This is a genomic window from Ruegeria sp. CDSB136 (genome assembly GCF_059610965.1).
Genome location: NZ_JBXWOP010000003.1, coordinates 115,751 through 133,985 on the forward strand (window position 1 = coordinate 115,751; position 18,235 = coordinate 133,985).

General features: G+C 53.6%; 15 protein-coding genes and 1 pseudogene. 6 read left to right on the forward strand and 10 right to left on the reverse strand.

Going from position 1 to position 18,235, the window contains the following annotated elements:
- The first annotated feature begins 518 nt into the window (after positions 1-518).
- Positions 519-1,460 (forward strand): response regulator, encoded by a 942-nt coding sequence (locus AC2FIR_RS04675; protein ID WP_170616387.1) that lies wholly within the window; start codon positions 519-521, stop codon positions 1,458-1,460.
- A 36-nt stretch (positions 1,461-1,496) separates the two neighbouring features.
- On the opposite strand, the pseudogene AC2FIR_RS04680 reads toward AC2FIR_RS04675, so the two are convergent.
- The 10 genes and pseudogenes from AC2FIR_RS04680 to AC2FIR_RS04725 all read right to left on the reverse strand — a co-directional run.
- Positions 1,497-1,799: pseudogene (locus AC2FIR_RS04680) on the reverse strand (transposase); the annotation flags it as partial.
- 105 nt (positions 1,800-1,904) lie between these two features.
- Positions 1,905-2,891, reverse strand: a complete 987-nt coding sequence (locus tag AC2FIR_RS04685) for a type II secretion system F family protein (protein ID WP_496761973.1) — start codon at positions 2,889-2,891, stop codon at positions 1,905-1,907.
- Positions 2,892-2,907: 16 nt separating this feature from the next.
- On the reverse strand, positions 2,908-3,876 hold the full coding sequence (locus AC2FIR_RS04690; protein WP_480910111.1) for a type II secretion system F family protein: 969 nt from the start codon (positions 3,874-3,876) through the stop codon (positions 2,908-2,910).
- The gene (locus AC2FIR_RS04695) at positions 3,873-5,261 is read right to left on the reverse strand and encodes a TadA family conjugal transfer-associated ATPase (RefSeq protein WP_480440180.1); all 1,389 of its coding nucleotides are present in this window, start codon (positions 5,259-5,261) and stop codon (positions 3,873-3,875) included. The genes AC2FIR_RS04690 and AC2FIR_RS04695 overlap by 4 nt, the downstream gene beginning before the upstream one ends.
- A 14-nt stretch (positions 5,262-5,275) precedes the next feature.
- Positions 5,276-6,502, reverse strand: coding sequence for a CpaE/TadZ family protein (locus tag AC2FIR_RS04700; RefSeq protein ID WP_496761975.1), 1,227 nt, complete (start codon positions 6,500-6,502; stop codon positions 5,276-5,278).
- Positions 6,502-7,149: a TadE/TadG family type IV pilus assembly protein gene (locus tag AC2FIR_RS04705; RefSeq protein WP_496744578.1), complete on the reverse strand. Its 648-nt coding sequence runs from the start codon at positions 7,147-7,149 to the stop codon at positions 6,502-6,504. The genes AC2FIR_RS04700 and AC2FIR_RS04705 overlap by 1 nt, the downstream gene beginning before the upstream one ends.
- Entirely contained in the window at positions 7,146-7,643 is a 498-nt protein-coding gene (locus AC2FIR_RS04710; RefSeq protein ID WP_496744580.1) for a TadE/TadG family type IV pilus assembly protein, read from the reverse strand. Before AC2FIR_RS04710 ends, AC2FIR_RS04705 begins: the two co-directional genes overlap by 4 nt.
- A 12-nt stretch (positions 7,644-7,655) precedes the next feature.
- A complete protein-coding gene (locus AC2FIR_RS04715) occupies positions 7,656-9,194 on the reverse strand; it encodes a TadE/TadG family type IV pilus assembly protein (RefSeq protein WP_496744582.1) in 1,539 nt (512 codons plus the stop codon).
- 8 nt (positions 9,195-9,202) lie between these two features.
- Positions 9,203-10,162, reverse strand: coding sequence for a Flp pilus assembly protein CpaB (cpaB, locus tag AC2FIR_RS04720; protein WP_496744583.1), 960 nt, complete (start codon positions 10,160-10,162; stop codon positions 9,203-9,205).
- Between the two features lie 135 nt (positions 10,163-10,297).
- Positions 10,298-10,474: a Flp family type IVb pilin gene (locus AC2FIR_RS04725; RefSeq protein WP_170616089.1), complete on the reverse strand. Its 177-nt coding sequence runs from the start codon at positions 10,472-10,474 to the stop codon at positions 10,298-10,300.
- A 522-nt stretch (positions 10,475-10,996) separates the two neighbouring features.
- Between AC2FIR_RS04725 and AC2FIR_RS04730 the strand changes: the two genes are divergently transcribed.
- The 5 genes from AC2FIR_RS04730 to AC2FIR_RS04750 all read left to right on the forward strand — a co-directional run bounded on the left by AC2FIR_RS04730 (position 10,997) and on the right by AC2FIR_RS04750 (position 18,195).
- Positions 10,997-11,827, forward strand: a complete 831-nt coding sequence (locus AC2FIR_RS04730) for a helix-turn-helix transcriptional regulator (protein ID WP_496744585.1) — start codon at positions 10,997-10,999, stop codon at positions 11,825-11,827.
- A gap of 992 nt (positions 11,828-12,819) precedes the next feature.
- Positions 12,820-13,998 carry an acyltransferase family protein gene (locus AC2FIR_RS04735; RefSeq protein ID WP_496761977.1) on the forward strand — a complete coding sequence of 393 codons (1,179 nt, stop codon included), beginning with the start codon at positions 12,820-12,822 and terminating at the stop codon, positions 13,996-13,998.
- A gap of 254 nt (positions 13,999-14,252) precedes the next feature.
- The gene (locus tag AC2FIR_RS04740; RefSeq protein WP_170806154.1) at positions 14,253-15,236 is read left to right on the forward strand and encodes a glycosyltransferase family 2 protein; all 984 of its coding nucleotides are present in this window, start codon (positions 14,253-14,255) and stop codon (positions 15,234-15,236) included.
- The gene (locus tag AC2FIR_RS04745) at positions 15,233-16,183 is read left to right on the forward strand and encodes a hypothetical protein (protein ID WP_496761979.1); all 951 of its coding nucleotides are present in this window, start codon (positions 15,233-15,235) and stop codon (positions 16,181-16,183) included. The genes AC2FIR_RS04740 and AC2FIR_RS04745 overlap by 4 nt, the downstream gene beginning before the upstream one ends.
- The gene (locus tag AC2FIR_RS04750) at positions 16,180-18,195 is read left to right on the forward strand and encodes a hypothetical protein (RefSeq protein ID WP_496744590.1); all 2,016 of its coding nucleotides are present in this window, start codon (positions 16,180-16,182) and stop codon (positions 18,193-18,195) included. The genes AC2FIR_RS04745 and AC2FIR_RS04750 overlap by 4 nt, the downstream gene beginning before the upstream one ends.
- The last annotated feature ends 40 nt before the right edge of the window (positions 18,196-18,235 follow it).

Genomic DNA, 18,235 nt, shown 5'->3' on the forward strand with positions numbered 1-18,235 from the left:
AACTCAGCAAGTCCACAACCCTATGCGGTAGTTGCCCGAATAGATGGATAGGTGTGTCTAAATCTCCTCCCTTCCTTTGGTTACCTTCGCCGCCTGACCAAAAACTTTAGAAAGTTCTTGGCTTCTATTTTTTCCCGCAGGTTCCAATTATTTCCCCATGTCTGGCAACACACTGAAAAATATATATTCTTTTATGTATTCCTTTCAAGTTTTTGATGGATCAGGCGCGGTTTCGCTATCCGATAGTATTTCGAGGCAGTCGTGACGGTTGATAGAAGCAAAGTTATAATGGCATCAATAATTGGAGGGATTTGCTTTTCAGTATGCGCTCTCGCACGGGAAGAATTGTACAAGGTAAAAATAATGCACAGACATAAGGAAGCCCACCTTATGTCACCGTTTTGCCGCCTTCGTAAGAGAGGATGAGAACACCCTGAGTGTATCATGCGCCAGCCAACCGTTGCCTGAAGTCTGCAATGCCCAACGGTTGGCGAGGCGTAAAAGGTTGGTGAAAAGTTATGCGTATACTTGCTGTAGACGACGATCCTAGCATCCTGGAGTTGCTAGATAGAGTTCTAGACGCGTTCGGTTATAAAGACGTCGTCACCGCCAGAAGTGGGCCAGAGGCCATTGAAATACTGTCACGACCTAACGAAGCGTTCGACTGCTTGTTACTGGATGTGCAGATGCCGCAAATGAACGGCATAACTCTTTGCGAAGAAGTGCGAAAATTACCAGAATACAAGTACACGCCCATTATCATGGTGACCGCCATGGTGCAAAAAGAGTACATCGACGAAGCATTCGGAGTTGGGGCAACGGACTACGTTACAAAGCCTTTTGAGTTCTCTGACCTGAAGCAGAGGTTGTCTGACGCCTATAGAATGGCAGCGGAACGAAGAGCCGCAATCGAAGTGCTGGAAGCTGAAGCGGATTTTGAGTTGTGTTTTGGCAATAGTCCGGACGTTCGCTTAATTGATCCGCAATGTTTCGGAGATTTGCCCGGTTTCATTGGGTTAGCTGAATTTGAGAACTACGTAATTCAGCTTTCAACGATGCACTCCATGGCTGCAAAGCTTGTGGCGGTGAAATGCATAGGCGCCGAACAAATCTATGAGACGAGCACGGTCAGTGAATTCCGTAGTGCCATGACTTTAGCTGGTACAGCGGTTCTGTCAGCTAGTCAGGAAGGGCGTAAAGTGGCGACCTATTGGGGAAATGGCGTGTTCTTGGTGATCTACGACAATCAAATTAATTTGAGCGTGGACCAGTTAGGAGCTCCGCTTCCCGAGGCATTGAAAGAAATTTCCGGTGACACCACTTCAGGTCGGCCAATTGGCTTCCAAGTTAGCGAAGAAGTTATGCTTAAAGCCAAAACCAAGATGGAGGCGTTGTTCTTGATAGACAAGGCCGTCGAAATGGCTGAAATGTCGGAGGGTCGAGCGGCGAATATCGCTTGAAAAACTGCATATATGGATGGTGATTAGGGTCAGGACTCATAGCCAATAGATAACGAGTGCTGCGAGGGCGATTGCTGACAGGAAGACCTTCGGGCACCTGTCATAGCGGGTTGCCACACGCCGTCAATCCTTCAACCTGCCGAACATGATCTCGATCCGGTTGCGCCGTCTGTAACGACGCTTGTCGTACTTAATCGGTTTCTTCCGCTGCTTCCGGCCAGGGATGCAGGCGCGTATCCCCTTGTCTTTCAACGCTTCCCGGAACCAATCGGCGTAATAGCCACGATCCCCGAGCAGCCAATCAACATCCGGCAGGCCGCTCAGCCGTGCCCGCGCACCAATTTAATCGCTGAAGGTCACCGGAGCATATCCGAATTCTGGATGTGGCTAAAGTCACCACGGAATGACCGCTTAGTCGAAGATCTCATTACCACCAGCTTTGCATCACCCAAACATGTTCACCCAGCGGATCAGCATTGGCGCAAGGCAAATCAACAACAAAACGGGCATCATGCACATGGCCATAACGGCGGACATTTGCACTGGAAGGCGGTTTGCCTTTTCCTGAGCACGTAGTTCGCGATCAAGCCTCATGTCAGTCGCAAACCTGCGCAACGATGCGGAAATGCTGGTGCCATACTGGCTGGATTGCAAAAACGCGTTGGCAAATGAACTCAACTCGTCGATTCCGACCCGGTCGGCCATGTCAAGAAAGGCGGCCTGTCGTTCCTTGCCCGCCTGCAATTCCAGCTGAAGAATTGAGAACTCCTGCGAAATCTCGGGCGCCGCACTTGCCATCTCATGTGACACACGGATCATCGCTGCATCAAAACCCAGACCGGCTTCAATTGCCACCTGCAGCAGATCGAGTGCGTTTGGCAGGCTGTGTTCAATTGCCTGGCGGCGTTTCTTTATGCGATAGCGCAACCAGATTGCGGGCCCATAGAAGCCGGATACCATCAACACCGTTACAATCTGCAATGTGTTCATCCATGTAACACCCTGCAATATTCCGGCGATCCCCAATTGAACCTGGGTTTCTATTGGCAGCGCCATGGCTGCGACAAACGTGGCCGGCAGGACAAATCCCAAAATCACTCGACAGCTGTAGTATGTGCGAATGGCGTGCTTTCGTTGAATGCCAGCCTGTCTTAGGAGCTTGCCAATCTTGGAACGTTCGTTCTTCGACGACGGAACGAACGCCTTGAGAAGCCCGTGCGGATCACTGTTGTCGCCTTGAATGAGGTCAAAATCCTGACCGTGCCCACTTGAAACTGACCCTCCACGCATGCGCTGTGCCGCCGTGTTGTCGGCCTCGGTTAACCCGGACAGGCCCATGACAACAAAGAACACGCTAAGGGCAACTCCGACGAGCAAAAAGAACTGCGGCGAGAGGCTTTGCTCACTCAGAAACTCTTGAATAATATCCATATCATCAGCCCTTTTTTTAGAACTTGAACTTAACCAAGCGGTTCAAGATGAGCCCCTGAGCAATTGTCAGGCCTACAATCACGCAGGCGAAATAGGGAAACAGTGGGTCATTGCGAACGTCGCCGTAGAAGGTAGGCGTGGAAATTTCGATCGATAGGTAGATAATTACCGGCAAGATCGTGAGGATCAGGCTGCTCAGACGCCCTTCAGCGGAAATCGCCTTGATTTTCTTCTGCATTGTGTGCCGATCCCTGATGGTCTGAGACAGGATATTAAGAACCCGCGCAAGGTTGCCGCCGGTTCCATGCTGAATGCCAATACTCACGGCAAGGTACTTTGCGTCCTCGGTGCCAACGCGTTGCGCAAAGTCGTGAAAGGCAGTCGCGACATCATCGCCGTAATTGATCTGGTCTTTGATGATGCCAAATTCCGTGCCGATTGGATCCGGCAAGTCCGTTGCGACGTTTCCAACCGTAACAGCAACCGGATGACCAACCTTCAATCCCCGGGCCATCAAATCCAGAGCGTCCGGCAGTTGTTTTGTCAGCTTCTTCGATCGAGCGTTCTTCATGGCGACCAGCACGATGAACGGCCCAACGAGACCGAGAACCGCGCTCAGAAGGGCTGCCAATTCCTGGACGAGAAACCGGGACGCGCCTGCGAATGTCAACAAGGCCAAGAACACGACTGCGAGGGCAGCCCATATCGGACTGATCGTTAACCCCGCTTGAACGAGCAAACGGCGAAAACGAACTATTGGACCGGCTTTTTCTCCGGCGGCGAGCATCGCGGGATCCCGAAGGACTTGCAGTACTTGATCACTTGAGGCTCCGTCCTGAATCATCTTCATGCGCCGGTTCCTGGCTTCGCTTTGGGTTTCCCTGCGAAGCAGAAGCTGGTGCAGACCCTCGTAAACCAGCAGAATGCCCAGAAAAATCGCGATGTAGATCAGAATGTTCAGTGTATTTGGTTGCAGATCAATCATGACGTCATTGCCCCGCGAATAAACATATCGCTATCCACATCAATGCCCGCGGCAACCAGTTGGTCGAAGCATTTTGGGCGAATGCCGGTCGGCAGGAACTCTCCCAATACATCCCCGTTTTCAGACTTTCCGCGACGTTTGAAGACAAAGATGTCCTGCATGGTGATTGTGTCGTCCTCCATGCCGGTGATTTCCGAAATGCTGACGACCCTGCGTGTGCCATCGCTGAGGCGGCTCAGTTGCAACACGATTTGGATGGCCGAAGCGATTTGAGACCGGATGGTCTTGATGGGCAATTCTGCCCCCAACATAGTCACCATCTGTTCCACCCGACTGAGCGCATCACGCGCTGAGTTTGCGTGAACGGTCGTCATCGACCCGTCATGGCCGGTGTTCATGGCCTGAAGCATGTCAAAACATTCAGCCCCACGAACTTCCCCGACAATGATGCGATCCGGCCGCATCCTGAGCGCATTGCGCACCAGATCGCGTTGAGTGATCACGCCCTGGCCCTCCGAGTTTGGGGGGCGGGTTTCCAGACGAACCACATGGCTTTGTTGCAGCTGAAGTTCGGCGGCGTCCTCGATTGTTACGATACGCTGATTGCCGTCGATAAAGGATGAAACGGCGTTCAGCATCGTTGTTTTGCCGGAACCGGTGCCACCGGAAATCAAGATGTTCAACCTTGCTTCGACCAGCGCCTCCAGAAGCTTGGCAGCTTGGCCGTTCATGCTTTCTCGCTGAACGAGCTTGTCGATCGTCAAAGGATTGCGCGAGAATTTGCGGATCGACAGCGCAGGCCCGTCCACGGAACACGGGCGAATGATTGCGTTGACACGGCTGCCGTCTTCCAGGCGCGCATCGACCCATGGCTGGGATTCATCAATGCGACGACCGACTTTGCTGACGATCTTGTCAATTATCCGAAGCAGATGGCGTTCATCGCGAAAGCGTGCCGTCGATTCTTCTAACAAACCAAAGCGTTCCACGTAGACTTGATCATATGAGTTGACCAGAATGTCGTTGACCGTCGGGTCTTCCAGAAGTGGTTCCAGCGGACCCAGCCCCATCACTTCGTGAATCAACTCGTCGACCAGTGATGTGAAAGCCTCGGACCGCAAATGAAGGTTTTCCGCCTCGATCAGGCCTGTCACCAACGATGCGATCTGACGTTTCAGCTCCGACCGCTCAACCTTGTCGATCACGGACAAGTTTAGCCGGTCAAGAAGTTCGCCGTGCAAGCGGCTTTTGAGCTCCAGATGCGCTTGCAGATCAACGTCCACGGGTTCCGGAATCACCTTGGGCCTGGGCACTTCGATTGGCTGCTCAAGGACCAAGACATTCGAATTGGATGCAGCCTTGCGTGATCTATACTCATTGAACACTGTGATCTCCTTTTTTAAGTCGTTTTTGTCGCCACGGGCCGAACGTCTTCAGACATCGCGCCAGCAAGTTTTGTCAGGGCTTTGCCAAGGTCGGATCCTGGCTTCATGTCCACGATGGGACGCCCAAGATCGACTGAGTTGCGGGCGACCTTGTGGTTCTCGGGCAGCCAGTGTTTCAGCTTGGTTTTCAGGACTTTCTCTGCCTCGCGAACGTGCCCCGGCTTGAGCAGAGTCTTAGGTTCGCGGTTCACAATAACCTCGACCGGAAGAGAGACATTGGCTTCGCGGTAGAAATCAATCAAACGTCGCGCTTGGCGCACGCATGGCACGGTTGTGTCAGTAACCAGCGCAAGCTGGGTCGCACGCTTGAAAATGGGTTCGACCCATTCGACAACGGCACAGGGCAGGTCGATGACAATATAGTCGTAACGACGTTGAAGCAGATCGAGCATACCTTCGAGAAGGTTCGTATGTATCGACTGAAGCGGAACCAAAGGGGCAGGCGCGCAAAGCACGTCGATGCCGAGTTTGTGGCTCTGAAGGATCGATGACAGGAAATGGTCATCGGGCTCATCCGAGTTTTCGATGAACTGAAGGCACCCTCCGTTGTCTTCGAGATCCAGAAACACGTTTGCGTTTCCGAATTGCAGATCGAAGTCCAAAAGTGCGACGCGTTTTTTCTCAGTCTTCCGAAACAAGGAGCCCTTGCTGCCCACCAGCGAGCACGCAAGGTTCACCGCAACAGTAGACGCGCCGATACCGCCACGGGATTTTGCAACCGGGATAACCCGACCCAGAGCAGACAGACCGTTCCTGGTCGGAAGCTGCGGAACGGTGCGCGATATGGTTCTTTCACTGACCGCAGCTTTCAATCCCTCGCCATCGATCGACAAGGGAAGCACTTCGTCGATACCAATTTTCCGCAGTTCACGGGCTTTGGTGATCGAAAGATCATTCTGCGTCAGCGCCACGAACAAGGTGTCATCATCGCGATGCGTCAGCAGTTCTTCGACGGCTTGTACCTCGCCCGAGTCATCCGGGTCGATTTCAAATATCACCACGTCATGCTTGAACGCCATTTCGCGGGCGGTTCCGTTCAGTGTTTTGAACGAGCCAGCCAATTCAGAAACTTTGTTTTCTCTTACAGCGGGAAACGCGTTTGCGACCGCCTGCGCGATTGTTTCTCCTGCTGACAGAAGCATGACCGATTGTGACTTGAGATCTGAAACGTGGTTACTCATTACCCTGACTCTCCTAATGCAAGGTCTTCAGCAGGCAGCGAGACGCTGAAATTGGAATAGCCGGCTGTCGAAGAGATTGTGCTGCTTGTCGCACCCGCGGCGTTGGCCAAAGCGGCCAGAGGCGACACGAACTGAAAATCACTCAGGTTCAGTTCAACAGTGACCATGGGTGTGTAAGGGCCGCCCAGGAAACCCAGATTGGAATTGAAATCATAGGAAAATTGCAGTGCGCTGATGGTTGTGCCCGGTGGCAGAAGCGGACTGACGCGATCCCAGATTTCCGACGCAGTGGCGTTGGTGGCGATACCCGAACACGTAGAGGTCATGGGATCGGCGCATATGCCGACCGAGGCACTGCATGAGGTGCCGAAACGGGGTTGGAGTGTGGATGCCCCTCGCGTGTGGGTTTGCGGAACGCCAGAACACGCAGGTGGACGCACCACGGCGATACGAGCGGCCAACTGTGCTGCTTTTTGTGCGTTCACTCCACTGTACGAAAGCCTGCCAAAGTCCAACAGTGCAAGGAACAGGAAAGAAAACAACGACACGACCAGAGCAAATTCGACCAGAACGCCACCATGCTGCTCTTGCAGGAATGAGCGACCGCTCTGTCGCAAACGCGCGTGGATATCCAGCAGGCGTCTCATTGGCCAAAAATCCGCGATGTATCAGCGACGTCCGTGGTCACTGATGTCGCACCGCTGCCGAACAGCGTCAGGATGCCGCCCAGCGGAAACTGAATGGTGATATTGGCACTCACCTGGCCAACAGGGGCGGGGTTCATTCGATAGGTGCCGGACACGCAAGACAGGCTTGGCGTCACGGAATTGACCGTCACGCTGGACGGAAACAGGTTATTACCTTTGATGTCCTGCTCAACAATGTTTTTCAAAGTCGTGGTCAGCCCCGCAACAGAGCCACCGGATGTGCAGATATCTGCAGGTGTAACTCGCGACAAGTAGCGGCTGGCATCACGCACACCGGCAATAACCGACTGGTACGACCACATAAGGCGCGCCGACTCCAGAGTTACGGCCAATAGAAGCAACATGACCGGCATAACAAGGCCGAACTCGACAAGGATTGCGCCGTCGTCGTTCCTGGCGAAACGTCTGAAAGGAAATCTGTGCCTCATACTCATGAACGTGCGCCTTTAACGATACAACTGTACGACGTCGCGGAAGATGCCACCGAAGCCATTACCGCCGCTTCCAACACCGGTGACATCCGGGAAGCCGACGACCTCGCCGTGAATGTCAAAACTGGGTGGCGAGCTGCCATCATCGCCCACCGGTTCCGTCAGGAAGACGGCAACGAATTTTGTTACGGGAACCCCGGTCGTCGAACCGGAAACAGCGTTTTGTGCGCAATCAACGCCGGCCGCTGTTACAACGCGCCGCGCCGGGTCATTCGACATATGGCTTGAACACATTGGGCGGCCGGTTTCGGCAAGCGAAGGATCAAGGATGGCGTTTGCGTTTGGTGCTGCGTAAGGGTTTGTATTCCCGTAGGCAATTTCCCGAAGATACATCCCGTATCGCGTGCCCGCGAATACTGAATTCGACCCTGACAACAGGGGCAGGTGAGCGTCACTGCCAACACCGTCTGCCAGCCCATCGGCCAGATCGTGGTTCCGGTTCAGGTAGCCGGCCCGATCCCAGTTGCCATCGCCGAAACGGTTGTTTCCGCCGCAGGTACCCGCCGCCATGCACAGGTCGCGACCAAGGCCGGTTGTATCGGGTGTCGGTTGTTCGTTGCCTTGAATGCAAGAGCCGCCACCGTTCTTTTCAATGCCCTTGATCACGTTCGGCGCCGGCGCGAAATCTATGTTGTTTTTCTCGCCATTGAGAACAGAGCGGTAGATGTCAAAACGCACGTTGAATGCCGCGTTAGTAATACCGACTTTCTGCCCTGGTTCCGTGTCCAGCCCGTTGGTGAGAATGCACTGAGTAATCTGGCTTTGCGCCGCGATGAGGCACGCCAGTTTGTTGCCACCTTCGTCTGCGCACACACCCGAGGTGTCCTGGAAGTTTGCCAGATCGATGAAGCCAAAATTACCGGGTCCCCAGGCAGTACCGTTGCCGCCACTGCGAAGCAGGATTTGATCGCCGACTGTCAGAGTGGACTCCCAATTCGGCGGAAGGCAGAACATCAGAGGTGAAATATCGCACGCGGCTTTCGAGTATCCGGCCACCGCTTCGGCCGAAACGCTGGCCGCCGAGAAACCGCTCCCTCCAAGCATTTTGTCCAGTGCGGAAGCAAGGCTCATGCTCAGCGATTTCGGTGTTAACACGACGTGCGCGAACTTTGCTTGACGCGGGTCTGTAGTGAGGTCCGCGCCGAGCGGCGTAAGATCTGAAGCAGGAAGCGCGGAGTGGAACGAGAGGGTATAGTCAGATGAACCTGAAAGCGCGGCGCTACCATTCGCAAATGTCTGACTGTCACTAATCAGATTTGCCGCCGCATTTGTGGCCCGCGAAATCGCATTAGGTTGTCCGTCCAGCTCAGCGGCCGCAGCCAGGGCCACGTTGTCCGCAAACGACTGAAGCTCGGCATGGGTAGAGTTCAACCGGCCAACATCCAGAGTGATCGCAAAGAAGCCGAGGAAAGCGACCAAGGCGGTGCCCCACAGGATTGCTACCGTACCACGGTCATCCTTGATGAAATCGGATATGAAAGCAGCTACTCGCATGGCAGGGCTTACTGGCTGGGTGCCTGGCTGATTTTTATCGTTCGAGCGCGAGGTTTGACCTGCGGCGACGCGACCGCCGGTGCAAGCTGAGCATCTTTCTGGGGGGGCGTTTCCAGTTCGGTGACAGGCTCGGCGTCTGTTCTCTCTTCCGCTTCGTTGAGCTGCCTTTGGATGGTTACAACCTCGGTCTCGGTTCCCCGACGTACCGTTACAGTTGGTTGAGCTTCGACTTTCTCCACCGGGCCTTCTTCCTGCAGAAGATCGCGCAGGCGAACCATTTCCATGGGTTCATCTTCAACATTATCCAGTGTTCTGAGCGTCAGACTCAGTGTTCCGGCCTTTTGAGCCAGCGCCAGACGTTGTCCCTGCTGTGGAGTGACCTCAACGGTTATCGTCCGGGCGATCTCAGGTTGATCGCTGAGTTCCTCTGACTGCTGATCCACGCCAATCACGCGGATGTTCTGCAAGATGGTCACCGCGCGAAGTTCCTGCTTCGCACCTTGTGTCAGGACGATGTCTACATGATCGCCCGGCGTGACAAATCCGCCAACCGCAGTCACGGCATCGACCTCGATCGCCATGGCGCGGGTGTTTTCTCCAAGTTTCTGAACCAGCGTGACTTTTTCACCAAAGTTCGAAACCTTTGAAAGCAGCATCACTTCGCCAGGGTAGAACCGCCCTTTGGCGCGGCGCAACTGGCGGCGGTTGTCGGGAACAAGAACGTCGATTTCCGTGAAAACTCCGGCCGGAAGTGCTTCGCGCGGCCAGGGGTGGATCGTAACGTTGTGAGCTTCGATCGTTTGGCCAAATGCGATCTCCGATCGGGCCACATAAATTTCAACCAAATCTGCATCAGGCGACACGCTTGCCGTGTTGGCCTTGAACTGAATATGGTCTTTCGCCAGGTAAACGGAACCGGAAGCTATCGCAATTCCAAACAGCGTAGAAATGATTGGTCTGATACGCATATCTCTCTCCAAAAGTCTCGCACTCAAATACGGAACTTCGGTTTTCCTGTTTTTGCGAAATTCCTGGCGGTAAATTCTGCGCCGCCAAACTTGAGTGAGGGCGCAGAATTCTTTGATGTTCTGACCTGGTTTCGGTCAGCAGGTTGCACTGCCCAAAGCAGCACAGGCACCAGTCACGTTTGTATTGGTGGTAGTGCCCAGATACGAAAATGCACCGACTGCAATCGAGGCGACCACCAAAAGGGCCAGTCCGTACTCAACAATTGCCGCACCGCTTTCGTTCTTAGCAAACTTCTTCACAAATTTGATCATTATTTCCCCCAAAAGGTTAAGTTAGTTTCAACGCTCCACAGTAATGCAGCGCAAGCCAGGCAAAAACTGCTTTAGCTTGGAATCAGAATAGGGGCGAGGGAAGCAGCATCCTTCCCTCAAAGGTAAATATATTACACGCAAAGGATGTAAGTTGTATGTTGCTATCACTTAAAGGATTAAAAGAATTAACCCAGCATTAACAGGGCGTTAAAGCGCGAAAGAATCATCTCGGCTGTCAACAATGGCTCGGCCAAGGCTTCAATTGTAATCAATTTGATAGCCAGTTTTGGGGTGTGGAAATTTTTCTCTGGAAGGAGCTTGGTAGTTGAGAATATGCAGATATTTGAAAAAAATTGATAAATATGAATGAGTTATAGTAATCTGCTTGTGGCCCGTTTGAACGCGGATGTGCGCCCTGCGCGGTGAAATCGGTTGCTCATGGATTACGTGTAGAACAAATTTGTCGTCCAGGTTCGGACGTGTTTGGTTCGAAGATTTTTTTATCTAGTTGGGTTGTGGGGTATGAGTGTCAGTTTTGTTAAGAGCACCCACGCGAAGGACAGTTTTAACTTCGTGATGGAGTGGACGCGGGCCGTAAATAACAATGGCTCTATTCTAAATGCAGCAAATTTTTTAATGCGTCTGCTAAATGCGGATGCGCTTTTAATTGTCAGGGTTTCGAAAGCTGGTTGGAAAGTTAAGCACATTGCACGGTGTTGCGTCCAACAAGGGAAGATATGGCCGTCGCAACCTCAAACCCAAGCGGAATTGGTTTTCGGGGATTGCATCTCAAATGCAAAGCCGGGATCTATCTGGACATTAACGGATATGATGCTATCCGGTGCGGCACCAATGTCTCGCTATCAATATCATAAACCTGAAGGGTTGGTCGAGGTCATTGTGGTTCCGCTTGAGACAACCGCGTCACATATCGACTACATTGAATTGCACTACAGTGTCAGCCCTCTGGGACCCGATCTGGATTTGTTAGCTGTTTTGACTTCAACTCTTTCGTCTGGATGGAAGAATCGTTTGCCCGGTGCGATTTCTGCAAAGTCCGAGCAGCCCCGCAGCCATCGTCTGGCCGAAGACAGCGGCGGCGACTATGTCCCGATCCTTGATCCTCAGAACCCGGCGGCGCTCAGCAGATGCGAGTTCCGGGTTTGTGCGATGATGAGGGAAGGAATGACAGTAAAGCTAATCTCGGAAACTCTTTCGGTTGGCCCCGCAACTGTTCGTTCACACCTCAGTTCAATATTCTCTAAAACCGGAACGTCCAATCAGGTCGAACTATTGCACCTGTTAAATCGGAACGCCCAAGCTGGCGGAAAGCTCAACGGTTATGCTTGTTGACAAGGCAAGCTTGTTACAGGTGTTCGAAGCGTCTTGGCTGACGAAAGAGGGGTCGGCGTGTGAATTGCTCAGACTTTTGCCCGAAGAAACAAACCCTTTTACGTGATAGTGAACTGGATTCGAAACGGGTCATGTGAGTGACGAAGACCCGGCGCTTTCCTTAATTGTCGATGACGTGGAGCGATAGCGTAAGGCTGCCCTGTCGTCGTACAGACGTTCCGGTCTGGCCTAGAGTACCGTCAGGCCCGGTTTTCAAATGCTGCGTCGTTTCTGTTGGCCTCGGCTTCTTCGCGCATCCATTCACGCTCTGATGTGCGATCTATTGCCCATGGCAAGGACGCCGGCCCATTGCATTTTGTTCTTGGGCTTTCGTAAGTGAGACTTTGGGGTGAGGACCCAGCCCGATTTTGATCAGCTACCGTCGAGAGGTTGACCGTGTCCCCGCTTGCTATTGCTCTGGCCCTTCAAGCACAACAGGCCGTCACCGTTCTGTAGTATCGTGCCGTTCTTCGTGTTCTTGATATGTGCTGCTGATTGCTATGCCGTCCAGGCCCCCATCTTGTGGGAGGTTGGTTGCTACATGTTGACCCAATCCGAGACGGTCGGCATCCGCAAAACACACCGCAGCAAAGTGGTAAGGGTTACTTGCAACATTTAGCGGGGGTAACATGGTGCCTCTCGATCGCACCACTTTTTCAACGAAAATAGATAAGTTACAATAACTAACGTTCATTTGCGCTGTTGCGGACCAACCTGTAGCCACCCTACAGTTTCTCCATCTGAAAAATACCCGGTTTAGGCTTTATTTGACAGGCAATCTGGTCAAATAGGAGCCTTCTCTGTGTTCTGGTGCGACGATCAAAGAGACTTCGTCGCACTCGCGAAATGATGTGTATCCGGAAGCCTGAAAGACTGGTGTTGACCGCAACTGTCGGTTATGGGCAACGGGCATCGCGAAACCTACAAACCAAGCAGTACTTACTGAGGCGAAAATGGAGCACTCCGTTCAAAAGAACATTGATATCGAGACCCTTCGAGGGATTTCGATATTTTTGGTCCTGATCGCGCACCTGCCCTTTCTGATGCCTTGGACGCAGCTTACCTATGACTATACCTCTCGACTGCAGTTCGGTGCTGGCGTTGATCTGTTTTTCGTAATCAGCGGGTACGTAATCTCACTTTCCATTTTTAAAGAACTGGAAACCGGAAAATACTCGGCCAAGGAGTTGTTGCTTCGGTTTTGGATCAGAAGGTTTTTCCGCCTAATTCCTGCGGCGGCAATCGTCGTTTTGTTGACATTCGCCTCGGTTGTTCTTTTGTCCGGGTCAGACTTCTACACACAGTATGGCGGCATCGAGCATACAGGATACGCGGCTTTTGCCGCCTTGACCCAATGGCTGAACCTTTGGGGGTTTGTGCAGATTGAAAATGGGCAACCAATCTCTCTGCTTGCGCATTTTTGGAGCTTGTCGCTGGAGGAACAGTTCTACTTTTTTTGGCCCATATTGGTTGTTGTGGTGCTGCGCAAGCAACGTCTGGTTTTTGGGTGTGCGATTTTTCTGGCCATATTTTCCTTTTTGCAGCGGACGGATGTTTGCGATTTGGCATGGTGGTTTCGGCTGGACGGCGTGATCTGGGGATGCTTTCTCTATCTCACAGTCCCTGTGCTAAAGGCACGCTATCAAATCCCGCGCAACAGGGTCGTGGCTGTTTTGACCACGGGACTGGGTTTGCTAATGGCCTTGGGAAGCCCTGCTGTATTCGGACCCGGACCATTTGCCAGCACGCTCACAAGCATCGGGTGCGCGCTGTGCGTGTTCACGGCAATAATTAATGAGCGAGCTTTGCAGCTCGCTGGATGGCCAGTCCGGGCAGTGAACTATATGGGGTCCCGATCCTATACTATTTACTTGTGGCACATCTTGATATTCTCGCTGGTCAAAGTGATGTGGGTTGAACTTTATCCCGGCGTTGAAAGCAGTTTTTCCGTTCCTATCGCGGTTCTGGTCGTGCTTTGCGTTGCTCCGTTTGGATTGATCATTGAATTCAGTTTTGACACCGTTGAAGCGCGAACCCGCGAATTCGGGCGCAACGTGGCGGCTTTGCTGGTGCCGGGTCAGACACACCAATCCCCACGCGGCATTGAGACTTCGGTTCAAGGCGTGCGTTAGCGCAAAGTACACCGAGCAACAATCTGAAGGCTTTCACCTTGTCGATTTGATGAACGTTTGGTGCTGTTTTTGGCTGAGTGCAGATCTTATGGATCTGGTGGCTGCTTGGGATACTTTTGGTATCCAATCCCTTTCAAAGGCGAGTGCGAAGGTGCATCAGTTTGTTCGGGATTGCCGGTTTGCTCGATTCCCGTCTCGCCCCGTTCTGCGTGCTTGTGTAAGACAGTGGGCAATTCAGATTGGGAACGGCTTGAATGTCACAGACCATTACCATCTTTACGACGATGAAAAACGAAGGCCCCTATATGCTTGAATGGGTGGCTTTTCATCGGAGTCTGGGCATCGACCACTTCGTGATATTCACCAACGATTGTGAGGACGGTACTGACGAAATGGCCCGCAGGTTGCAGGATCTGGGGCTTGCGACACATGTGTCGAACGAGGTGAAAGAAGGGGGAAACCCTCAGCACCAGATGTTGCGGCGGGCGCGGCGCCAGCCCAAAGTCAAGGAGTCTGACTGGTTATTGTGTCTGGATGTCGATGAATTCTGGAACATCCGTTGCGGTGACAACAGCTTTGGCGCGCTGATTTCCCAGGTGGAACATCGCGCGGGGCAGCCAGTGGATGCAATCTCGTTTGCGTGGAAGCTGTTTGGCAGCGCCGGAAACATCAGCTTTGAAGACCGGCCCGTGACCGAGGCGTTTGTGATGGCGGATATGGAATTCCCGTATCACTCCAGCCGTGCTTTCGGCTTGAAGACGCTGTTTCGCAATAACGGAAAATTCACCCGGTTCGGTCCACACAGACCAAAAGGCATCGAAGCAGGAAAAGAGGACGACATTGCCTGGTCGGATGCCAGCGGCAATCTGTTCCCTGCGGCGAAGGTCGGCTGGCGAGCCTGGCGAAACTTCGATCACAGCTTTGGTCGGATTCACCACTACTCGGTCCGGTCGATGGACGGTTTTTTGATCAAGCGGGATCGGGGAAGAACCAATCACATCAAGGTGGATCAGGGGCAATCCTACTGGATGGATATGAATGCCAACAAAGAGATGGATCAGTCCATCCTGCCGGCGGCCCGCCGCGCCGCGCCCTTGCTGACCGAGTTGAAGGCGGATGAGGAATTGGCCCGCCTGCACGAACAGGCTTGCAACTGGCACACGGCGAAAGTTCAGGAAATCAAAATGCGCAAGGACTGGGTGGACTTCCGGTCCTGGCTTGCGGACAATCTTGTTTGAGCATCATGACCGACCTGTCCAAAGAGCAACTGAAGCCCGAACACCCTGACCGCAAGACAGGGTACGAACGCATCCTGACCGACCCCGCACCGCCATGGTTTGTGGAACTGTATCCGGGCGGCGAAGGCAGGGGCTTTCTGCAGAAACTTGAACGCCACGCGTTTCTGTTTCACCACCGATCGACCTCTCGCCTGATTGTAAGCTTTGACAACATTGCCAATGCCAACGACCTGTCTTTTGCGCGCGAACCATGGGGCTGGAAGTTTTTCAGGGACGAAGGGTGGTCTCATCTTGGGGTGTTTGCCCGGACCAAGGCCTGGTATCGCGACACGGAAATCATTTCGTATCTGGAAGGAAAGGCCCGCGAAGGTTTTTTTGCCCAGTTCGATCAGGTGGTTTTTGTCGGTGCATCCATGGGGGGCTACGGCGCACTGGCGTTTTCCGCTTTGGTGCCTGGGTCGACGGTGATTGCCTTCAACCCGCAGACAACGTTGGACGAACGGCTGGTGCCGTGGGAAACCCGATATCGGTTCGGTCGGGTTCAGGACTGGGATCTGCCGCTCAGCGATACTGCTGAAACCATTAAAACTGCGAAACGGGTTTATGTGGCCTTTGATCCCTTTTTCGATCTGGACCGGCAGCAGGCGGCGCGCTTGCAGGGGGGAAATGTCATCCCGCTGAAGACCTGGTGTTCGAACCATTTCGCGGCCCCGATGCTGCGAAAGCTCGATTTGCTCAAGCCGGTTATGCTGGGTGCGATGGACGGCTCGCTTGAGGCCGCAGATTTTTTTCGGATGATCCGGGCGCGCAAGCGATTGCCGGTCTACATGAACAGACTGGAAGAGATGAGCCGTGACCGGCATCCGAAACTGGCACACGCAGCACGTCAGAGGTTTCGTGCCCTTCGCAGACAAGCGGCTGCCGACACTGCCCAGGCAACCTCATGACCCCAGGCAGGGGGGTCTTCATCGGTCAACGCAAGGACAGGATGGGCGCGCGCCTGTTGATGTTGTTGACATGTATCCGCCTGGCCGAGGATTTCGATACTGATTATCGGGTGAACTGGTTCCCGCAAGGCGCGGATGCACCTGAGTTGGAACATCCACAAGAACTGTTTTCCCAAGCGTGGATGGCGGACCATTTCCTAGATACCGACGCGTTCGAGGCGCTGTCACAAAAAGCCCAACCGATCTGGAAATTTCAGAACGACAAGACACCGGACCGGCTGATCAAGCATCTGGACGCCGGGCGTGCGGTTCTGGTCGAGGAGGGGTTCCAGATTCTGGCGTTCCCCTGGGAAGACATTGAAACGATCCGCCCCCGCTATCGAGAGTTCATTCACCGGATCGGCTTCACCGACGAAATCCGCGCCATCATGGACCGTGCGGACCAGGCGTTGTCAGGGCAGGGGGTGTCAGCCTACCATATCCGCCGGGGCGACATTCTGAACGGGTTGCCGTGGAAACACTCAACCTGGCCCGCAAAGATTGAGACCGAAGAGCTGTACGAAGCCCATCTGGACAAGTTCGCCGACAATCCGGCGATCATGTTTTCGGATCAGCCAGAACTGATCACCCGGTTTCAGAAGCGCTATCCGCAACTGATGCGGATGTCGGACATTGCAGATCTGTCAGAGATGACCCGGGCCAAGCGTGATTTTCTAGAGCTTTATGCAATGTCCCGGGCGGACCAAGTGGTTGCCCCCCCAGTATCGGCATTTTCGATGGCGGCGGCCAGGCTTTCCGGGCAAGAGAACAAGATGTTTCGCGATGTTTTGTCCCCGCAGGAAATAAGTGAGGCCAACGAAAAGACAGTGGATCGGCTGCGCAAGGGGGCGAACGGATTTATCAACGCGTCAGAGGCTGCACATATCTACGCCAAGGCGACCTTCCACTTGTTCTCGCTCCAGGCTGAAGACCGGGCAGAAGAGTCACGCCAGTTTGCGGAGTCTTTGCTTGAAGCCGGGGCGGACAACGCGTTCCTGCCTTTGTTGAATGCGCTGAACTACTTTTACCTGCGCCGCTGGAAAGAGGCGCTGAAGCTGACAGAGCAGGCTTTGGAAAACCCCCATATCTGGCCCGAGGATCATGCCGTAGCCTGTGCATTGCAGGCCGCAATTCTGGGAAGTCAGAAAAAGCGGTGGCTTGCAGCACAGGCGTTCACTAGGTCCTTCTGGGCAAAACCGTTGAGGCCCGACGTCATCATATTTGGATCGCGACTGGTGTTTCGGGATCAGGTTTCTTATCGGGCGATGCCGCCTGTGGACTGGACCATTCAAAAGGCGGTCCGCAGATCCTGGTTCAACTTCAATGCCCATGTCGCTCAGCGTCGGGTATTGTCACGCCTTCCGTGCAACTTTGACGTGATCTTGCTGGACTGGAGCGATCTCGCACTCGACCAAAAGGCGCGCCGGCTGAATTCGAGCAGGGACAGGTTGGTTTTGTTGCAGGATTGGCTGGGAAACATGCAAAACCTGTCGGAGAAGTTGCAGGTGCCGCTGGATAGCCCGGAGTACCAGAGCTTTTCTACGATCCTTCGGTACCGGCTGGATGATCTACCGTTGGAAAAAGCAATAGATGTTTCCCGGAACGTATCAGGCCTTCGCCCTGAAAACACGCTGTATCTCAAACGTTTGGCCGAGCTGTACGAGGCGGATGGTGATTATTCTCAGGCGCGGCTCAAGATGGCTGAGGCTGTTGGAAATGATCCGGGAAATCCATTTCTGGTGTTTGCCATGGGTGGCTTGCTGGAACGGATCGGCGCGTCCGAGCAGGGGCAAAACCAGATCATCGAGGCGGCGGATCTTGACGACAATACAGCGGCGATTCAGGGGGCGGCCGGTCAGTTGTTGCTGAGGCGGGGGGACAAGAAAAAAGCCGCGGTATATCTGCGCAAGGCAAGGGACCTCTGCCCGCCATACAAGCGGTTCGCCAATCAACTGAAACGAACAGAAACCTGACCGGACGGGAGGATGACAGCGTTTGGGCGGCTTGAAGGAA